Origin of the sequence: Campylobacter sp. LH-2024 (assembly GCF_048270605.1) — a bacterium.
Taxonomy (GTDB): Bacteria; Campylobacterota; Campylobacteria; order Campylobacterales; family Campylobacteraceae; genus Campylobacter_D; species Campylobacter_D molothri.
This window is the reverse complement of the sequence record NZ_CP168139.1, coordinates 613,431-633,022: the sequence shown is the minus strand read 5'-3', so window position 1 is coordinate 633,022 and position 19,592 is coordinate 613,431. Positions and strand designations below refer to the sequence as shown.

Annotated in this window: 21 protein-coding genes, 1 tRNA gene and 1 pseudogene; 9 read left to right on the top strand and 14 right to left on the bottom strand. The window is 29.0% G+C overall.

What is annotated here, in order from left to right; genetic code table 11:
• Nucleotides 1–4: 4 nt before the first annotated feature.
• Nucleotides 5–865, top strand: a complete 861-nt coding sequence (locus ACD570_RS03335) for a Gfo/Idh/MocA family oxidoreductase (protein WP_337207109.1) — start codon at nucleotides 5–7, stop codon at nucleotides 863–865.
• Nucleotides 862–1,767 (top strand): ferrochelatase, encoded by a 906-nt coding sequence (gene hemH, locus ACD570_RS03330; protein WP_374263267.1) that lies wholly within the window; start codon nucleotides 862–864, stop codon nucleotides 1,765–1,767. Before ACD570_RS03335 ends, hemH begins: the two co-directional genes overlap by 4 nt.
• On the opposite strand, the gene mnmH is transcribed toward hemH, so the two are convergent.
• From mnmH to ACD570_RS03290, 8 genes and pseudogenes are all read right to left on the bottom strand, one after another.
• Complete coding sequence (gene mnmH, locus ACD570_RS03325; protein WP_200281809.1) at nucleotides 1,757–2,761, bottom strand: tRNA 2-selenouridine(34) synthase MnmH; 1,005 nt, start codon at nucleotides 2,759–2,761, stop codon at nucleotides 1,757–1,759. The two genes, hemH and mnmH, sit on opposite strands and share 11 nt — an antisense overlap.
• A complete protein-coding gene (locus ACD570_RS03320) occupies nucleotides 2,751–3,236 on the bottom strand; it encodes an HIT family protein (RefSeq protein ID WP_337207199.1) in 486 nt (161 codons plus the stop codon). Before ACD570_RS03320 ends, mnmH begins: the two co-directional genes overlap by 11 nt.
• Before the next feature lie 10 nt (nucleotides 3,237–3,246).
• Nucleotides 3,247–3,956: pseudogene (locus tag ACD570_RS03315) on the bottom strand (indole-3-glycerol phosphate synthase TrpC).
• Nucleotides 3,941–5,218, bottom strand: a complete 1,278-nt coding sequence (locus tag ACD570_RS03310; RefSeq protein WP_417904399.1) for a tetratricopeptide repeat protein — start codon at nucleotides 5,216–5,218, stop codon at nucleotides 3,941–3,943. The pseudogene ACD570_RS03315 and the gene ACD570_RS03310 overlap by 16 nt, the downstream one beginning before the upstream one ends.
• Nucleotides 5,191–5,565: a YkgJ family cysteine cluster protein gene (locus ACD570_RS03305; protein WP_200281801.1), complete on the bottom strand. Its 375-nt coding sequence runs from the start codon at nucleotides 5,563–5,565 to the stop codon at nucleotides 5,191–5,193. The genes ACD570_RS03310 and ACD570_RS03305 overlap by 28 nt, the downstream gene beginning before the upstream one ends.
• Nucleotides 5,555–6,259 (bottom strand): tRNA1(Val) (adenine(37)-N6)-methyltransferase, encoded by a 705-nt coding sequence (locus ACD570_RS03300; protein WP_337199097.1) that lies wholly within the window; start codon nucleotides 6,257–6,259, stop codon nucleotides 5,555–5,557. The genes ACD570_RS03305 and ACD570_RS03300 overlap by 11 nt, the downstream gene beginning before the upstream one ends.
• 2 nt (nucleotides 6,260–6,261) lie before the next feature.
• Complete coding sequence (locus ACD570_RS03295) at nucleotides 6,262–6,405, bottom strand: hypothetical protein (protein WP_200281797.1); 144 nt, start codon at nucleotides 6,403–6,405, stop codon at nucleotides 6,262–6,264.
• 91 nt (nucleotides 6,406–6,496) lie between these two features.
• Nucleotides 6,497–6,572: transfer RNA gene (locus tag ACD570_RS03290), tRNA-Phe, on the bottom strand.
• A 160-nt stretch (nucleotides 6,573–6,732) separates the two neighbouring features.
• Between ACD570_RS03290 and ACD570_RS03285 the strand changes: the two genes are divergently transcribed.
• Nucleotides 6,733–8,076: a TrkH family potassium uptake protein gene (locus ACD570_RS03285; protein WP_337196424.1), complete on the top strand. Its 1,344-nt coding sequence runs from the start codon at nucleotides 6,733–6,735 to the stop codon at nucleotides 8,074–8,076.
• 11 nt (nucleotides 8,077–8,087) lie between these two features.
• Complete coding sequence (locus ACD570_RS03280; protein ID WP_200281792.1) at nucleotides 8,088–8,738, top strand: potassium channel family protein; 651 nt, start codon at nucleotides 8,088–8,090, stop codon at nucleotides 8,736–8,738.
• Here ACD570_RS03280 and ACD570_RS03275 read toward each other — a convergent pair.
• The 4 genes from ACD570_RS03275 to gltX are packed head-to-tail and all read right to left on the bottom strand — an operon-like array spanning nucleotide 8,735 to nucleotide 12,658.
• Nucleotides 8,735–9,406: an MqnA/MqnD/SBP family protein gene (locus tag ACD570_RS03275; RefSeq protein WP_337199919.1), complete on the bottom strand. Its 672-nt coding sequence runs from the start codon at nucleotides 9,404–9,406 to the stop codon at nucleotides 8,735–8,737. The two genes, ACD570_RS03280 and ACD570_RS03275, sit on opposite strands and share 4 nt — an antisense overlap.
• A 2-nt stretch (nucleotides 9,407–9,408) precedes the next feature.
• Nucleotides 9,409–10,038 carry a uracil phosphoribosyltransferase gene (gene upp / locus ACD570_RS03270; RefSeq protein ID WP_239819926.1) on the bottom strand — a complete coding sequence of 210 codons (630 nt, stop codon included), beginning with the start codon at nucleotides 10,036–10,038 and terminating at the stop codon, nucleotides 9,409–9,411.
• A complete protein-coding gene (locus ACD570_RS03265; RefSeq protein WP_337207193.1) occupies nucleotides 10,035–11,270 on the bottom strand; it encodes a malic enzyme-like NAD(P)-binding protein in 1,236 nt (411 codons plus the stop codon). Before ACD570_RS03265 ends, upp begins: the two co-directional genes overlap by 4 nt.
• A complete protein-coding gene (gltX, locus tag ACD570_RS03260; protein WP_337207191.1) occupies nucleotides 11,267–12,658 on the bottom strand; it encodes a glutamate--tRNA ligase in 1,392 nt (463 codons plus the stop codon). Before gltX ends, ACD570_RS03265 begins: the two co-directional genes overlap by 4 nt.
• 64 nt (nucleotides 12,659–12,722) lie before the next feature.
• Between gltX and ACD570_RS03255 the strand changes: the two genes are divergently transcribed.
• Nucleotides 12,723–13,538 carry a hypothetical protein gene (locus ACD570_RS03255; protein WP_337202771.1) on the top strand — a complete coding sequence of 272 codons (816 nt, stop codon included), beginning with the start codon at nucleotides 12,723–12,725 and terminating at the stop codon, nucleotides 13,536–13,538.
• 28 nt (nucleotides 13,539–13,566) lie between these two features.
• Here the strand turns inward: ACD570_RS03255 and ACD570_RS03250 are convergent, their stop codons facing one another.
• Together ACD570_RS03250 and accB are read right to left on the bottom strand one after the other, a co-directional pair.
• Nucleotides 13,567–14,898 (bottom strand): acetyl-CoA carboxylase biotin carboxylase subunit, encoded by a 1,332-nt coding sequence (locus ACD570_RS03250; RefSeq protein WP_200281784.1) that lies wholly within the window; start codon nucleotides 14,896–14,898, stop codon nucleotides 13,567–13,569.
• A gap of 2 nt (nucleotides 14,899–14,900) precedes the next feature.
• Nucleotides 14,901–15,353: an acetyl-CoA carboxylase biotin carboxyl carrier protein gene (gene accB / locus ACD570_RS03245; RefSeq protein ID WP_200281782.1), complete on the bottom strand. Its 453-nt coding sequence runs from the start codon at nucleotides 15,351–15,353 to the stop codon at nucleotides 14,901–14,903.
• A 142-nt stretch (nucleotides 15,354–15,495) separates the two neighbouring features.
• Here accB and dcd point away from each other — a divergent pair, with 142 nt between their 5' ends.
• The 4 genes from dcd to ACD570_RS03225 all read left to right on the top strand — a co-directional run bounded on the left by dcd (nucleotide 15,496) and on the right by ACD570_RS03225 (nucleotide 19,573).
• The gene (gene dcd / locus ACD570_RS03240) at nucleotides 15,496–16,056 is read left to right on the top strand and encodes a dCTP deaminase (protein WP_200281780.1); all 561 of its coding nucleotides are present in this window, start codon (nucleotides 15,496–15,498) and stop codon (nucleotides 16,054–16,056) included.
• A gap of 76 nt (nucleotides 16,057–16,132) precedes the next feature.
• Nucleotides 16,133–17,137, top strand: a complete 1,005-nt coding sequence (gene pseB, locus ACD570_RS03235; protein WP_200281778.1) for a UDP-N-acetylglucosamine 4,6-dehydratase (inverting) — start codon at nucleotides 16,133–16,135, stop codon at nucleotides 17,135–17,137.
• Nucleotides 17,137–18,267 (top strand): UDP-4-amino-4,6-dideoxy-N-acetyl-beta-L-altrosamine transaminase, encoded by a 1,131-nt coding sequence (gene pseC / locus ACD570_RS03230; protein ID WP_417904398.1) that lies wholly within the window; start codon nucleotides 17,137–17,139, stop codon nucleotides 18,265–18,267. The genes pseB and pseC overlap by 1 nt, the downstream gene beginning before the upstream one ends.
• Nucleotides 18,260–19,573 (top strand): DUF4910 domain-containing protein, encoded by a 1,314-nt coding sequence (locus ACD570_RS03225; RefSeq protein WP_337198626.1) that lies wholly within the window; start codon nucleotides 18,260–18,262, stop codon nucleotides 19,571–19,573. Before pseC ends, ACD570_RS03225 begins: the two co-directional genes overlap by 8 nt.
• Nucleotides 19,574–19,592 lie beyond the last annotated feature (19 nt).

Below are 19,592 nucleotides of genomic sequence, written 5' to 3'. Positions count from 1 at the left end.
ATAAATGAAAATTGGAATAATAGGCCTTGGAAAAATGGGTCAAAATCATCTTAATGAGCTTAATAAAAATTCTCATTTTAAAATCAATGCTCTATTTGATCTTTATCAAAATTCAAACTTAAGCCAATTTGATAATATTTTTTTCAACAACTTAGATGAATTTGTAAAACAAAATAATGATATTATTATCATTGCAACCCCAACAAATTCACATTTAGATATTGCAAAAAAAGTTTTAAATTCCGCAAAAGCCTTGCTCATCGAAAAACCTTTAGCCTTAGACTTAGCACAAATTGAAGAATTAAAGCAAATAGCGCAAAATAAAAAAATAGCTGTGGGATTTTGCGAACGTTTCAATCCTGCTGTTTTAGCCTTAAAACAAAATTTAAAGGATGAAAAAATTATTAGTATAAATATACAAAGATTTTCACCCTATCCGCAAAGAATTAACGATGTTGGAATTTTACATGATTTAGCTGTGCATGATCTTGATTTAATTCGCTTTTTAAGCCAAAAAAATATTACAAAAACAAAAATTATAAAACGTTTTATTCAAGATGCAAATAGAGAAAGCGAAAGTATTCTAGCTTGTGAGCTTGAAGAAGTTATAGCTTCTTTACATCAAAGTTGGAATTGTTCTTCAAAGCTTAGAAAAATTCATCTTATAACAGAAAAACATTTTTTTGAAGCTAATTTAATTGATTTTAAATTATTTAAAGATGGCAAAGAAATTCCAGTAGAGAAAAATTCTCCTTTATTTAGTGAACATCAAGCTTTACTAAATTTAATTAATGATAAAGAACATTTCTTAGCAAATATTGATGATGCTTATGAAGTGCAAAAAATTTTAGAGGAAGAAAAGTGAAATTAGTTTTATTTCTAAATATGGGTGGAGCCACTAATTTAAAAGATTGTAAAACTTTTCTAAAAAATATGTTTAATGATCCTTACATTTTAGGAATTAAAAATAGATTTTTAAGACAATTTGTAGCTTGGATGATAACATTATCACGTACTAAAGCTATGCAACAAAACTACATTAAAATGGGTGGAAAATCTCCTTTAAATGAAATCACATATAAATTGTGTCATCAATTAAATTCTTTACAAAAAGAATTTAAATTTGATTTTATAAATTTATATGTTCCTCCTTATGCTAATAAAGTTTTAAAAAAATATTCTTTAAATTCAAAAGATGAAATTATTCTTTATCCGCTTTATCCTCACCACTCTTGCACCACAGTAACTTCTTCACTTGATGTTTTACAAAGAGAAATTGAAAAATTAAATATCACAAGTAAAATTAAAATAATGGATATTTTTTACAAAAATACAATTTACAATCAAATGATTATTTCTCATATCTTAGATAAAAAAAATCATTTTAATGCTAAAACTCTTATTTTTTCAGCTCATTCTTTGCCGGTTTCTCTTATAAAAAAAGGAGATTTATATGAAAAACATATCAACGAACATGTTCAAATTTTAAAAGAAAAGCTTAAAAATCATTTTGAAGAAATCATTCTATCTTATCAATCTAAATTAGGACCTATAAAATGGCTAGAACCTAGTACAAGTGATATTTTATCAAAACTTAAAAATAAAGCTTTAATTTATCCTATATCTTTTTGTATTGATTGCTCTGAAACTATATTTGAATTAGGTATAGAATATAGAGATTTAGCTTCGCAAGATTATGCATTGATTTCTTGCCCAAATCATAGTGATGAATTTATTGATTTTATTTTAAAATCTCTTAAAAATTAATCTTATGTTTGGCTTTTAAAAAAGCCAAAAGCTCCTCTTTGGCTTTTGAAATATCATTAGTATCAAGTTTAAAGTCTATTTTTTCTGGTTGTTTATAAGTTTTATCATAATATTTTAAAAGCATTTCTATAAGCTTCTTCCACTCTTGTTTTTCATAATTTTGCAATAAATCTTGTTTAAAATTAACACTAATATAAGGAGATATCTTTTGAACACATTCTTTAAATTTTAAAGGAGTCATTTTATTTTTATAGAACTTTTCAATTCTTTTAATACGATTTTCCAAAGAACAAAAACAATAAATTTTAAAAGCATGTTGCATACTCTCATAAAGCTTTAAAGGTAAGATTATTTCCCCAATTTTTCGACTCTCACTTTCGATAAAAATAAAATCTCTAATTCTATTAAGCTCATCAAAAAGTAAAGATTCAAAAGCTTTTTGAGTAGGTTGTTTGCCTAAAATATTTCCAAAAGAAGAACCTAAATGATTTGCCATTTTTTCTAAATGAATAGCATGAGGGAGAGATTCTAAAAGCTCGCTTTTTCCACTTCCTGTATTTCCGCAAAGCGAAAATAATTTTAATTTTAAAACTTGATTAAAAAAATTCAGCACAAAAGCTCTGTAAGATTTAAAACCTCCTCTTAAACGCACCACCCTATAACCTAATTCGCTTAAAATGACAGCTATAGATTTAGAACGTAATCCGCCCCTAGCGCAATAAATTCCAACTTTAGATCCTATGCGAAATTTTTGGGTGATAATAGGAATGTGGTAAGCCATATTAGCACAAATATAACTTGCACCTTTTGCTTTGGCTAAAGCTTGATTTTGCTTATAAAGTGTCCCTATTTTTTTATGCTCATCATCATTTAAAGCGTAAAAATTTAAAGCTCCTTGAAGATGAGAGTGGCTAAACTCTTTTGGACTTCTTGTATCGATTAAAAAATCAAACTTTTCTTGATTAAAATTTTCAAACTCTAATTCACTTAACATTGTTAAAAGCATTGACTAGTTTATAATACACATCTTTTAAATCCGTACCACAAACTCTAGTTTCCCCTATAGTTGTAATAAAATTAGTATCTCCAAACCAACGAGGCACTAAATGATAATGGCAATGCATTGCAATACCTGCTCCTGCATCTTTACTTAAATTCATCCCAATATTAACACCACTTGCATGAAGTTCGTTTTTTAAGATTTTAACACCTTCTCGCACCCAATAACTCATTTCTTGCCATATCTTATCATCTAAATTTTCTATATGCTCTTCATGTAAATAAGGTATAATCATAAAATGTCCAGCAGAATAAGGATAACGATTCATTACGGCAAAACAATACTTAGCTCTAAAAATAACACCTAACTTTTCATCGCTATCTATTTTATTGACACAATCGCAAAAAGGACACTGACTCTTTTCTTTCTCGAAATATTCACTTCTCCAAGGTGCGTATAGATATTGCATTAATTTTCCTTTAATGATTTGTATAATTTACTAAAAAAGCATCTATCCCTAATTTTTGTAAATACTGTAAATTCTCTCCATCATTTACACTAGCAATAATAATTTTAGAATTTGGAATTTGTCCTATAAGTTTTTCACATAATTGCGTATAATTAGTGAAATTTTTATCAACATTACAAATACTTATAAGATCAGCTCCAGCTAAAATAGCCTTGCTTAGATCTTCTTTATCACAAATTTCAACCAAAGCTTCAAGCCCTAAATGTCTTGCAAATTCAACCAATTTTTTAAGTTCTTTAGTGCTTAGCATTTTAGCGATCAATAAAATAAAATCTCCACCATAAACTAAAGTTTCTAAAATTTGATATTCATCGATGATAAAATCTTCTCTTAATAAAGGAATTTGAGTATAGCGACGTATCATGCTTAAATTTTCAAGCACGCCATTAAAATACGGCCACGTAGATATAGAAAGAGCAACAGCTCCTTTTTTTTCACTCTCTAAAGCTAAGGATAAATTTTGATTTAAATCCTCTTTGATTTGAGGGATTAATTTAATCTCGTAATTTATTCTTTTTAAAGCTTTATGTACATCTTTTGGAAAAAATGGATTTGAAGCTAAAGATCGACCTAACATATCATAAGGTAACTTTTTTTTCTCTCTTCAAGTTCTTTTTGAATTTTTTTATAAATTTCATCTGATTTTACAGCTTTAAACATTTTTTTATTGCCTTTATATGAGCTTTACTTTCTTTAGAATTTGAAAAATCTTTATTTTTAAAAGTTTTTTGCAAAATTTCCCATGCTTTAGAACAATCTCCAAGCTTATAATATCCCCAAGCTAAAGAATCCAAATAATACAAATTCTGAGGATCTTTTTTTAAAGCAAGTTCAACAAATTTAATCCCTTTTTTCACATCTAAATTATAATCAATCAATAAATATCCATAATAATTTAAATATAAATCATTTGAATTTTCATCAATTGCTTTTTCAAATTTTTCTCTTACAGCTTGTATAGTTTTAGGAGTAATTTTTTTCTTTAAATTTGCATCTTCAAATTCAAAAACTGCAGCACGCAAAAGATATTCTTTATTACGAGTACGTTGATAAATTTGCATACTTAAATCTTTAGCTTGATTATAATATTTTAATTTTTGATATAAATATAATTTAATATCATCATCTAAATTATATTCTAAAGCTATATTTAAAGCTTGTTTAATTTTATTTTCAGAATTAAGTAATTCAACTGCAGATAAAATAAAATTTTTACTTTTAGTAATTTCATAAAGTTGAAGATAAACCTCAACTAAAGCTTTAAAATCTTTTTCATCATTGTAAATTTTTGCAAGTAAAATACAAGTTTTTAAAGTACATCCATTCACTTTTCTTGAATTTTCTAGCAAATCTTTAATACTAGCTGTATTATTTAAAATTGCATAAACGCTTACAAGCTTCAATAAAACTTCTTCATTTAAAGCATAATCATAAGCCATATGATAATATTTTGCAGCATTTTTAAGATCATTTTGTTTAACCAAAATATCACCATATAATTCTAAATTTCTTGGATCATGTTCTGCTTTTTTTAAAAGCTCTTTAACTAACTTTTTAGCATTTTTAAGCTCGTGCGAGTTAAGTTCGTAAAGAGCGCTAAGACGCTTAAGATTATCATTTTGATTTAAATAAGGCTTAGCTATTTCATTAATCTCTTTTTTTTGATCAAGATCATTTACCAAAGTGATTAAAAAAGCATTTTCTAAAAAATGCGTATTATTATAATCTTTAAAAAGCTTTAAAAACTCATCTCTAGCTTCTTTATTTTGATGGAAATATTCATAATTGTAAGCTTTCATCACTCTCAAGTCAAATTCATTACTTTTAAATTTGTTATAATCAGGATAAACAACAACGGTTTTAGAGTTAGCACAGGCGCTAAATAAAATAATAATTAAGATAAATAAGTAATTCCTATACATTCTTTTTTTAATTCCTCTTTATGTGTTTTAAAATATTCCCAAAAAGGAAAAGTGCGACATTGCATCGGACGATAGTCATAAATTGAACAATTCCTATTTATTGGATCAAAAAAAATACACGCAAAGCCACCTTCAAATTCAATCTCTTTAAAACTCATTTTAAAACCAACTTTTCTAAGATACTTTAAAGCAAATTCTTCTTCATTTAAACCTAAATATTCTCTTAATTTTTTAAGCTCTTCTTTGCTTGCAAAAATATTACCACTATCTCCTATACAACACTTTCCGCCACATTTTTGACATGCATTTTCATCAAAACAATAAGAAAAATCTTTTTTAAAAATCATAACTTTCCAATATAAATCTAGAGTGAATTACTTGCATTTTTTGACTTAAATTTCCATTTTCGTATACAAAAAACGGAGGCAATACTTCACAAAAAGACTTTACGCTTTTTCTAGCCTCGATTAAAACAAGTCTTGCTTTGTCATTTTTGTCAGTATGCACAAAACAAATTTTAGTCATTTTTAGCTTTTTCTTTTCTAAAGCTAAGCAAATTTTATCAAGCGCTAAAACTTCATAACAAAAATACAGAATACCCCTTGGCTTAAGCATAGAATTTGCCTTAAAAATAAATTCATCTAAAGGCAAATAGGATTGAAATTTACTGATAGTTTTATGTAAATTTTGACTCTTGTAAGCTTCTTGTCTATAAAAAGGAGGGTTAGATATTATAAAATCAAATTTTTTTTGAGTACTAAATTTTAAAAAATCATCGCAAAAGACCTCAGCTTCTACATGATTGGATTTTAAGTTTTGTTTGATGAGTTGTATATTTTTTTCTTGGATATCAATCATTGATAGTTTGATTTTTTCATTAAATTTTTTAAGTAAAATACCTAAAATCCCACATCCAGAACCAACATCTAATAATTCATTTTTTATCCCACATTCTAAAATAAAATCAGCTAAAATCAAAGAATCGCTATTATAGCGATAACCTTCTTTTAATTGTGCTAATAAAATACTTTCTTGCTTCATTTTTAATGAGTAGGAATTTTAATACGTTTTGTAGAATTTTCTTGACTTATATTTTGTTCTTTTTTAATATTATTCTTAGCAAAATCTAAAAAATTTTCTGCTAGAAGATTTAAATTTAAAAAGAAAATAAGAAACAATAATCTCATTAATAAACCTTGTAATTTTATTTTCCTAAAATCATACACTAGAAATTTAAAATTTATGCTAAAAATTAAAGAAAGATTTATAAAAAAAGAATGGTGGTTAGAGGCAGAATCGAACTGCCGACACGCAGATTTTCAGTCTGCTGCTCTACCGACTGAGCTATCCAACCAGTAAAAACATTTTTCGCTTTTTTAAAGCTGAAGTTTTAAAAAATGTAATTTTATCTTTTTTTCTTTAATTTAAGTTTAAATATAGAATTAAAAATTTATTTGCCTTAAAGTTTTTATCAGATAAAATTCCTGCTTTAAAATTTTAAAATGAGGGTTTTTTTGAAACAATTTGGACTAGATAGACGGACTTTTAAAATTTTATTAGTTGGTTACATCATTATTGCTTTAATCGGAGCTGTCTTTTTGCATTCAAATTGGGCTCATACGACTCCTATTACCTTTCTTGACGCCTTTTTTACAAGTACATCAGCGATCAGTATGACTGGATTGGTTGTAAAAAATACTGCTGTAGATTTTACATTTCTTGGACAAATTATTTTACTAATACTAATTCAAATTGGCGGTTTAGGATATATGAGTATAGGCTTTTTTGTATATTTACTCATACGAAAAAAAGTGGGGTTTAGTGGTAGAAATTTACTAAAAGAATCTCTATTTTATCCGAGCATGGATGGACTTTTTAAATTTTTTAAAAAAGTTTTACTTTTTATTTTTATTATAGAATTAGCAGGTGCTTTACTTTTAACCATGCGATTTGCTCTTGATATGGATTTTAAAAAAGCTCTTTGGTTTGGAATTTTCCATTCCATTAGTGCTTTTAATAATGCTGGTTTTAGTATTTTTGAACATGGAATTTCTACTTATAAAAATGATATTGCGATTAATTTAATCATTACCACTCTTATTATCATTGGTGGTCTTGGATATTTTGTTTTAGTGGAACTTTATTTTTTTCAAAAAAAACGTTTGTCTAATCTTAGCTTGCATACAAAAGTTGTTGTTTTATCAACTATTATTCTAATTCTTTCTTCAACTGTGATTATTCTTGCTTTGGAATACTCCAACCCTAAAACAATGGGAAATTTTTCTTTATTTGATAAAATTTTAAGTTCATACTTTACTGCAATCAATTACCGTACAGCAGGTTTTAACACCTTAAACATTAATCATTTAAATGATGCTAGTTTGTTTTTTGGATCTTTATTTATGGTTATAGGAGGAGCACCTGGAGGAACGGCTGGAGGAATGAAAATTACTACAGTTATCACACTTTTACTCTATGCGTATTGGAGTATTAGAGATGGCAGGGTAAGAATATTTGGACACGAAATTTCTCAAGAGACTATATCAAGAGCTTTTGTTATAGCAATAGGATCGGCAGTTTATATTATAGTTGCTGTTATTTTGCTTTCTTTATTAGAATCTCATTTTAATTTTCTTCCTTTATTATTTGAAACCTCTTCGGCATTTGCAACCGTTGGAATTTCAGTTGGCAATGGGGAAACACTTTCTCTTTGTGCTTCATTTACCAATCCAAGCAAAATTATTATCATTATTATGATGCTTAGCGGAAGGATTGGAGTTTTTGCATTTTTACTCTCTGTCTTTAAGCAAGATAAAGCAATACATATTAGATTTCCTGAAGGAAAAATCAATCTATAAAAGGCAAAATTATGAAAAATAATAGTTATGGAATTATTGGTCTTGGGAAATTTGGATCAGTTGTTGCAGAAGAATTAATCTCTGCAGGAAATACAGTAATTGTTGCTGATAAAGATGAAGAAGCTTTAAAAAATATATCTAATCCAGCAAGTTATGCTTATATACTTGATTCTACAAATGTAACAGCTTTAAAAGAAGCTGGATTTCATGATGTTGAGGTGGTGATTGTAAGCATTGGAGACAATGTAGAAAAATCAATTCTCACCTTAATGGCTCTTAAAGATATAGGAGTTAATAATATCATTGCAAAGGCTACCTCAAATATTCATGGACAAATTCTATCTAAATTAGGTGCTACAAAAGTCATTTATCCTGAAAAAGAAAGTGCGAAAAGATTAGTTAAAGAATTTCTTGTTAGAGAAAGTGAATTTGAAGTATTTGATTTATCAGCAAATACTATTCGAGCGATTAAAATCAATGTAGATGAAAAATTAGCTGGAAATTCGCTCAAACATATCGCACAAAATATGAGGGTAATTGCCTATAAAAAACTAAATAATGACTGGGAAATATTGCCTGATTTTGAAACAACGGTAGCTTATAGCGGAGATGTGATTATATTATTAGGAACGGTTAAAGAATTAAGAAATTTTGAATATTAAATTTCTTTTTTAAATTTAACCGCATCAGTAAAACGCTTTAAAGCTTTTTTTTCCTTATGAGTTATATTATAATAAATAATCTCGCTTAAATAATATTTAATATCTTTAGCTGATATTTCTTTTTTTTGAGCGTATTTTTGAAGTATGTATTGTGGGATTTTAATTCTTTCTCTAGCAAATTTTTTTAAAATTTTAGAAAAATAAATCTTTTTTTGTATGCATGAGAAACGCGCAAAAACAAAAGGCAAATTAGTTTTTTTATACCACAAATTACACAAATCTATATAGGCATTAGGATCTTTTATATAAAGTTTTAAAGCTTTATCACCTATAATAACCTTACCTTTTAAACCTAAAACTTGAGATAAAGCATTTGATGTAGCTGAGCTAGGATCTTTGGCTTTAGATGAATTTTTTTCAACCAAGACACTTAAAACTTTTTTATTAGCACAAATTCCAACATCCAAATTTTTATATTTTTTTCTAACACTTTCAATACTCGAAGTCATAGCGCCATCAACTCTACGATAAAATAATTCTTTATTAAAATGACTTGGTTCGCCTTTTTTATAAAAAAGTGTTGCTTTAAAGCCATTAGGTAAAGGATATTTTTTAAGATAAGTACTTAAAGGTAACAAATTAATATAATCAAATTTACCAAAAATCATGATCAATCTAGAGTATTAAAAACTCTATCTCCTGCGTCTCCAAGTCCTGGAACTATATAACCTTTTTCATTTAACTCTTCATCAATAGCAGCTGTATAAATTTCAATATCTTGATGTACTTTTCTAAAATTTTCAATCCCTTGTGGTGTAGCAAGTATTGAAATAAATTTAATTTTTTTCATACCTTTTGATTTCAAAAAATTACAAGCCTCTATCGCCGTTCCTCCGGTAGCAAACATAGGATCTATAACAATAGCTACGCGTTTAGCTGCATCTTGTGGAATTTTTTCAAAATAAAAATCCGCTTTAAGCGTTTCTTCGTTTCTTGAAAAGCCTAAAAAACCCACACTGGCATCAGGAATTAATCTAAAAACACTATCAAGCATACCTAATGCGGCTCTTAAAATAGGACAGATCATAATTTTTTCATTCAGCTTTTTTACTTTGGCTTTTGAAACAGGAGTTTGAATTTGAACTTCTTTCAAATTCAAATCTTTAGTTGCTTCAAAAAGTAAAAAAGTTGAAATTTCATCAATTAACATTCTAAATTGAAAAGGTTTTGTAAATTGATCACGTAAAAGACCTAGTTTATGTTGTATTAAAGGATGATTTGCACAAAAAACTTTATTCATTTTAAGCTTTCAAAATAAGCTTTCTCATCAAATTCTTTAATCAAAGCTACCCCATCTTTAACAGCTGCTGCTGCTACTGCGGTACTTACTGCTGCTCTTACTCTTTCATCAAAAGGTTTTGGAATAACATAATCTCTGCCAAATTCTAAAAAGTCAATTTCATAAGCTTTTTTAACTGCATCACTTACGGGCAATTTTGCCAAATCAGCCAAAGCCCTTGCTGCAGCTATTTTCATATTTTCAGTGATTTTAGTTGCTCTTACATCTAAAGCGCCTCTAAAGATAAAAGGGAAACCTAAAACATTATTGATTTGATTAGGATAGTCACTTCTTCCAGTACCTACAATTGCATCTTTTCTAAGCCTTGAAACATCTTCTGGCATAACTTCTGGAATAGGATTTGCTAAGGCAAAAATAACAGGATCTTTAGCCATAGATAAAATCATCTCATCATCAAGAATTTTTGGAGCACTAAGTCCTAAAAATACATCCGCCCCCTTTAAAGCATCTTTTAATGTTTTTTCTTTAGAATCTAGAGCAAACTCAAATTTTTGTGGAGTTAAATCATTTCTATCTTTACTAACTACTCCCTTACTATCCACTAAAACAATATGCTCAACTCCTAAATTTCTATACATTTTAGCACTAGCAATTCCAGCAGCTCCTGCTCCACTAACAACTACTTTAATATCTTTAAATTTTTTTCCACTAATTTCCATCGCATTCATAAGCCCTGCAGTGGATATAATCGCTGTTCCATGCTGATCATCATGCATAACAGGAATTCCAAGATCTTGCAAAGCTGCTTCAATTTCAAAACATTTTGGCGCTGCAATATCTTCTAAGTTAATTCCACCAACTGTTGGAGCCAAAGCTTTACAAAATGTAACAATTTCATCAACACTATGAGCATTAATCTCTATATCATAAGCATTAACATTAGCAAATTTTTTAAACAAGCAAGCCTTACCTTCCATAACTGGCTTAGAAGCTTGTGCTCCAATATTTCCAAGTCCTAAAACAGCAGAACCATCACTCACAATAGCTACTAAATTTGCTTTATTTGTATAAAGATATGCTAATTCTTTATCTTTAGCAATTTCCAAACAAGGCTCAGCTACACCTGGGCTATAAGCTAGAGATAAATCATGACTTGTATCCATTGGTTTTAAAGGGGTGATACTAACTTTACCACCCAAATGATATCTTAAGGCTTCTTCTCTTAAATTCATTTTATCATCCTTTTTAAAAAAATTTCCATTCTTTTTTTGCACTCCTCAACTCCTAAAAACTCTAAAACCTCAAAAATACTAGGGCTTACAGCCGTACCAGTTAAAGCAATACGTATAGGCTGAGCAAGTTCTTTTAATTTTACATCATTTTTTTGTAAGAATTCATTAGTAAAACTTTCAAAATCACTTGCAAAGCTTTGATTGCCTAATTCATTTGCATATTTTTTTAATAAAGAAAGATTTTTTTCATTCACAAATTTATTAACAGCTTGTTCATCATAACTTTTAGGCGATTCTATAATACTTTTAGCTCCATTAATGATTTCAAGTAAAGTTTTAGCACGCTCTCTTAATAAATCAAGCAAAAATTCTGCTTTTTCATAAACTAATAAATCAAATCCAAGTTCTTTAAGTTGATGATTTATCTCTTCAAAAGGTAAAGTTTTAATATAATGTGCATTAAGCCATTCTAACTTTTTAAAATTATAACAAGATGCACTTTTATTAATATGATTTGGATCAAAAAGTTTTTTTAAATCTTCAAGTGAAAAAATTTCATCATCTCCATGACTCCAACCTAAACGTACAAGAAAATTAAGTAAGGCTTGAGGCAAAATTCCCATAGCTTTATATTCCATAACATCAGTAGCTCCGTGACGTTTTGAAAGTTTTTTTCCATCTTCTCCATGAATCATAGCTACGTGATAAAATTTTGGAATTTTAAAACCTAAAGCTTCATAAAGAATGATTTGTTTTGGGGTATTAGAAAGATGATCATCTCCACGGATAACATCGCTAACACTCATTAAAGCATCATCAATTACAACTGTAAAATTATAAGTAGGTGTTCCATCGCTTCTTGCAATAATAAAATCATCTAAAATATCTTCAACTTTAAATTTAACCTCACCTTTTACACCATCCATAAAAAAAATTTCTCCACTTTGAGGTGCCTTAATACGGACAACAGGCTTTATATCTTGAGGTGGTATGCCTTTAAATTCTCTATATCTCCCATCATATTTTGGACGCTCTTTGGCGGCTTCTTGTTTGGCACGCAATTCTTCTAATTCTTCTTTACTCATATAACAATAATAAGCCTTGCCTTCATCTAAGAGCTTTTGAATATATTTCTTATAAATTTCAAAACGTTCAGATTGGTAAGTTACTTCTCCATCATAGTCAAGTCCACACCAATTAAAAGCTTCTATAATAGCTTTAGTTGCTTCTTTAGAATTTCTTTTAAGATCAGTATCTTCAATACGGAGTAAAAATTTACCTTTATTTTTTCTAGCATATAAATAACTATAAAGTGCCGTTCTTAATCCTCCTATATGAAGATATCCTGTAGGACTTGGTGCAAAACGAGTTACAAGTTTTTCTTCCATTTTTTGCCTTTTCTTAAATTTTTATTGATATAATGCGATATTTACACTTAAATAAAGGTTTGAAATGAAAAAAATTTTATTAAGTTTTTGTTTTTTTGCAAATTTAACAAGTGCGAATACGATCGATGCTATTGCTATAGTTGTCGATAAAGAACCTATTACAACTTACGATATTAATGAAAAAATGGAAAAGCTACACCTTTCTAAAAATGAAGCTTTACAAGTTTTAATCAATGAAAAAATGGAAAAATCTCAAATGAAAAAATTTGGAATTTTTACAAGCGAATTAGAGCTTGATAATGCTATTGATAAAATGCTCTCTCAAAATAATATTACACTTGATATGCTTAAAGCTGATCTAAAAACTAAAGGGCAAACTTATGAACAATTTAGAGAAAATTTTAAAAAAGATTTAGAAAAAAGAAAATTATATGATCAAATAGCTAATACAGCTAAAATAGATTATAGCGATATAGGTGCTAAAAAATTTTTTGAACAGCATCAAGATAAATTTAGTATTTTTACAGAAATTGCTGTAAAAATTTATACTTCTCAAAATATAAATTTTTTAGAATCTTTAAAAATCAATAAAAAAACTATGCTTAAAGCTGAAAATGCTATTCTTACTCCAGAAAATGCAGATCCTAGACTTTTAAGCCTTTTATCTCAAGTTTCTATAGGTGACTTTTCTCCAATTTTAAATTCTAAAAATGGGTATCAAATTTATAAAGTAGAAAATAAAGGTGGTATACAAACTCCAGATTTTGAACAAATTAAAAATGATGTTTTAAACGCTTATGTTAGCGAACAAAGACAAAATTATATCCAAGATTATTTTGATAAATTGCGTTCAAAAATAAATATAGAATATTTAAGATAATCAAATTTAGGATAAAACCTAAATTTGATTAATGTCTAGAAAGATAATTTGTATCGTAATTGTTTTTAATAAAATCTTCATTATCCATCATAGCAAGATGAAAATCTTTAGTTGTCTTAATGCCTCCGACAATAAGTTCATTTAAAGCTACTTTCATCTTAGAAATAGCTTTATTACGATCTTCTGCCCAAACCACAAGTTTTCCTATCATAGAATCATAATAAGGTGGTACAGAATAATCCTGATAACAATGACTTTCCATTCTAACATTACGACCGGCTGGAGCAATATATTTTGTAATCTTACCTGGACAAGGTAAAAAGGTTTGAGAATCTTCAGCTGTGATTCTACATTCTATGGAATGACCTTTTAACAAAATATCTTCTTGAGAAGGTAAAGCTTGGCCTTCTGCAACTTTAATCATTTGCTCAATAATATCAATACCACTAACCATTTCACTCACACAATGTTCAACTTGCAAGCGTGTATTCATTTCTATAAAATAAAAATCTAAATTTTTATCTACTAAAAACTCAAAAGTTCCAGCACCTTCATAACCGATAGCCTTAGCCGCTTTAACTGCAGTTTCATGAAGTCTTGTACGTGTTTTCTCATCTAGTAAAATCGCTGGAGATTCTTCGATTAATTTTTGATGACGTCTTTGCATAGAGCAATCTCTTTCACCTATATGAATCACATTTCCAAAACTATCCCCAATCACTTGTACTTCTATATGACGTGGATTTTGTATATATTTTTCCATATACATAGTGCCATCTCCAAAAGCTGTCATTGCTTCGCTTTCAGCAGACCAATAAGCTTTTTCAAGATCCTTTTCATTTTCAACAACTCTCATTCCGCGACCACCACCGCCAGCTGCTGCTTTTAAAATTACAGGATAACCAATTTCTTTAGCAAGTTTTTTAGCTGCTTCAGCACCTGCTAAAGCCCCATCGCTTCCTGGAATTACCGGTACACCAGCTCTTTGCATTACTTGTTTTGCTTTACTTTTATCGCTCATTAAATTCATAGCTTCTACAGAAGGACCTATAAATTTAATATTGTGTTTAGTACAAATTTCAACAAAGTTTTGATTTTCACTTAAAAAACCATAACCTGGAAAAATAGCATCTGCTTCAGCAATTTCAGCCGCAGTAATAATAGCTGGAATATTTAAATAGCTTTCAGAACTTCTTGCTTTTCCTATACAAATACTCGCATCAGCATATTTTAAATACAAAGCATCCTTATCTGCTTCAGAATACACACAAATCGCTTTTTTGCCCATTTCTTTAATGGTTCTTAAAGCTCTTAAAGCTATCTCTCCTCTATTGGCTATTAAAACGCTTTTAATTTCCATAATTATAATTTCTCCACTGTAAATAAAGGCATACCAAATTCTACAGGCTGTCCATCAGCAACTAAAATTTCTACAATTTTACAATCAAATTCAGCTTCAATTTCATTCATAATCTTCATAGCTTCTATAATAGCAATTGCATCTCCTTTTTTTACAGTGCTACCTACCTTTACAAATGGAGCAGCACCTGGGCTTGGAGCTTGATAAAATGTACCTACCATAGGGCTGTTAATAGTTGGATTATTAGATTTTGTATGATTAGAATGTGTTTCATTTACAACATTAACATTAATAGGTTGTGGTGCCGGTGTTGTAGGACAAACCGGAGCTGGAATATCACAGCACATATCCCTTTCAAGTTCAATTTCAAAACCATCTTGTTCTTTAATCTTAATTTTACTAATATTAGCTTCTGCAAATAAATTGACTAATTCTTTAATCTCTTCTTTTGTCATTAATTTCTCCTGATTTTAAGAACTTAATCTAGTATTATATTGAAAAACTTAAAATTTAACTTTAAAAAAACAAAAAATTCCTAAAAATATAAAAAAATAAGCTATAATCTCTTATTGTAAAGAATTTAATTTAAGGTTAAATATGGGTTTAAAAGCGGATAATTGGATCAGAAAAATGGCACTTAAGCACAAAATGATTGAACCGTTTTGTGAAGCAAATATAGGTAAGGGAGTTGTAAGCTACGGACTTTCAAGTTATGGATATGATATACGTGTAGGGCGTGAATTTAAAATTTTTACCAATGTTAATTCTACGGTAGTTGATCCTAAAAATTTTTTAGAACAAAATGTAGTTGACTTTATAGGCGATGAATGTATCGTTCCTGCAAATTCTTTTGCACTCGCAAGAACGATAGAATATTTTAGAATGCCTGATGATGTTTTAGCCATTTGTCTTGGTAAAAGCACCTATGCAAGATGTGGAATTATAGTCAATGTAACTCCATTTGAGCCTGGATTTGAGGGGCACATCACTATAGAAATTTCAAACACTACCCCTTTACCTGCTAAAATTTATGCTAATGAAGGTATAGCTCAAGTTTTATTTTTGCAAGGCGATGAAAGATGTGATACTACTTATCGCGATAAACAAGGCAAATATCAAGCTCAAACAGGCATAACTTTGCCTAGAATTTTAAAATAAATTTTTATGGAACATTTATTGCTTAAAATTCTTAAAAAAATATCATTGAAAATAAAATATTTATAAAGGAGGATAAATGTTTAATGGTAAAAATATTCTTATAACAGGTGGAACAGGAAGCTTTGGAAAGACTTATACTAAAATTTTACTCCAAAATTACAAGCCAAATAAAATCATTATTTTTTCAAGGGATGAATTAAAACAATTTGAAATGGCAATTTCTTTTAATCACCCTTGTATGCGATATTTTATAGGAGATGTAAGGGATAAAGAAAGATTAAATTATGCTATGAATGATGTTGATTATGTTATTCATGCAGCGGCTATGAAGCATGTTCCTGTGGCTGAATATAATCCTATGGAGTGTATAAAAACAAATATTAATGGTGCCCAAAATGTGATCGATGCTTGTTTAGAAAATAATGTTGAAAAATGTATTGCACTTTCCACAGATAAAGCGTGTAATCCGGTCAATTTATATGGCGCAACTAAACTTGCAAGCGATAAACTTTTTGTTGCAGCTAACAATATCGCTGGAAATAAAAATACAAAATTTAGTGTCGCTAGATATGGAAATGTAGTGGGTTCAAGAGGTTCTGTTGTCCCATTTTTTAAAAAACTGATTAAAGAAGGTGCTAAAGAGCTTCCTATTACAGATGAAAGAATGACAAGATTTTGGATTAGCCTTGAAGATGGGGTTAAATTTGTTTTAAATAATTTTGAAATCATGCATGGAGGAGAAGTTTTTGTTCCAAAAATTCCATCGATGAAAATTACAGATTTGGCTCATGCCTTAGCACCAAATTTAAAAACAAAAATCATTGGTATTAGACCAGGGGAAAAGTTACATGAAACAATGATTTCAAGTGATGATAGTCATTTAACTTATGAATTTAACACTTATTATGTAATTAGCCCAAGTATCCAATTTACAAATATAAAGAGCGATTTTAGCATCAATGCTAAAGGCGAAAAGGGACAAAAAGTTAAAGATGGTTTTTCTTATAGCTCAGACAACAATCAAGAATGGGTGAGCGAAAAAGATCTTTTAGATATTATCGATCATACGGAATTTGAATAATGCTTACTTATTCTCATCAAAATATCGATCAGAGTGATATTGAAGCTGTTGTCGATGCTTTAAAGGGGGAAATTTTAACCGGTGGAAAAAAAGTTGAAGATTTTGAACAAGCTTTGTGTGAATATATAGATGTAAAATATGCTTGTGTTTTAAATTCAGCTACCTCAGCTTTACATTTAGCCTATAGTGCTTTAAATGTCAAAAATAAAACTATACTCACCACGCCTCTTACTTTCGCAGCAACAGCTAATGCGGCTTTAATGGCTGGTGCAAGAGTTGAATTTATTGATATTAAAAGTGATGGCAATATCGATGAAAAAAAAATAGAACAAAGGTTAAAGGCAAAAAGTGAAGATATAGGGGCAATTTGTGTTGTTGATTATGCAGGTAATAGTGTAGAAATGGATGAAATTTACAAACTTTGCAAAGACTACAATATCCCTTTAATCGATGATGCAAGTCATGCTTTAGGGGCTTATTATAAAAATGAAAAAGTGGGAAAAAAAGCAGATTTAAGCATTTTTTCTTTTCATCCAGTAAAACCTATTACCACCTTTGAAGGCGGTGCAGTCATTAGTAATAATGAGGAACTTATAAAAAAAATTAAACTTTTAAGAAGTCATGGGATATCAAAAAAAAGACTTTGGGATAGCGATATGCTTGAACTTGGCTATAATTATCGCTTAAGTGATGTTGCTTGTGCTTTAGGGATTAATCAGCTTAAAAAATTAGATAGAAATTTGGAAAAACGAGAAGAAATTGCCCAATTTTACGATAAAGAATTTGAAAAAAATCCTTATTTTTCCACTATTAAAATTAAAAATTATAAAAAAAGCTCTAGGCATTTATATCCTATCTTGCTTTTTCCTGAATTTTATTGCCAAAAAGAAGATATTTTTCAAGCTTTATTGGATAAAGGTATTGGCGTACAGGTACATTACAAGCCAACATATGAATTTAGCTTTTATAAAAAACTTTTAGGGCAAATAAGACTTGAAAATGCAGATAATTTTTACAAAGCAGAGCTTAGCATCCCCTGTCATCAAGAAATGAATTTGCAAGATGCTAAATTTGTAAAAGATACTCTATTTGATATACTTGAAAAAATTAAAAAGGGATATTGTGGATAGTCTTGATTTTAGAAGTCTTAGTTTTGAAAATACTGGAAAGGCAATGTATGAGCTTGCTAAAGAACTTTTTCCAATCTGTAGAAGTATAACAGGACAAGGCTTTAGGGATAGTTTATATATTTTAGATAATGCTCTGGGGGGGGGTAATTTACAAATTCACTCTATTAAAAGTGGAACTAAAGTTTTTGACTGGATAGTTCCGCCTGAATGGTATATAAAAGATGCTTTTATTATCACTCCAAATGGAGAAAAAATTTGTGATTTTAAAAAACATAATTTGCATGTTTTAAACTACAGCGAAGGTATCGATAAAGAAATAGAACTTGATGAATTGCAAAATCATCTTTATTCCCTTGAAGAAGAACCTGATGCTATTCCTTATGCAACAAGTTATTATAAAAAGCGTTGGGGATTTTGTATCACACACAATGAAAGAAAAAAATTAAAACAAGGAAAATACCGCGTTTTTATCGATGCTAAGCATGATGAAAATGGGGTTTTAAATTACGCAGATTTTATTATACCTAGTACAAAAAATTCCAAGGAAGAAATTTTAATCTCTACTTATCTTTGTCATCCATCAATGGCAAATAATGAATTAAGTGGACCAATAGTAGCCATTTATCTTGCTAAATGGCTTTTAAATTTAAAAGAGAGAAAATACAATTATCGTTTTGTTATTGTCCCCGAAACGATAGGCTCTATAGTCTATCTTAGCAAACATTTAAAACACTTGCAAAAATACCTTAAAGCGGGTTTTGCGCTTACATGTTTAGGCGATGATAATGCTTACTCACTTATACACACACCTAAAGAAAACTCACTAAGCGATAAAGTAGCTTTGCATACACTTAAAAATAAGGAAAATTTTAAAGAATATAGTTTTTTATATCGTGGATCTGATGAGAGACAATACAATGCTCCGCTTGTAAACTTAGGCATTGTATCAATATGTCGAACTAAACATGGAGACTATAGTGAATATCACACTTCTAAAGATGATTTAAGTTTCATTAGCCCTAAAGGTTTAATGGGTGGACTCAAAGCCATGCAAGAAATAATTTTAAATTTGGAAATTAATGAAATTTATGAAAATACTATTTTTTGCGAACCAAATCTTGGAAAAAGAGGGCTTTATCATACACTTAGCACGGCTAATGATATACCCTTAGCTTGTAATTTTCTAGCCTATTGTGATGGGAAAAATGACATCATCGACATAGCTGAAATTTTAAATATGCAAGCTTATGAATTTCAAGATTTATTAAAAAAAATATTAGAATTTAAACTCTTAAAAATTCAATAATTTATTTTAATATTTAGGA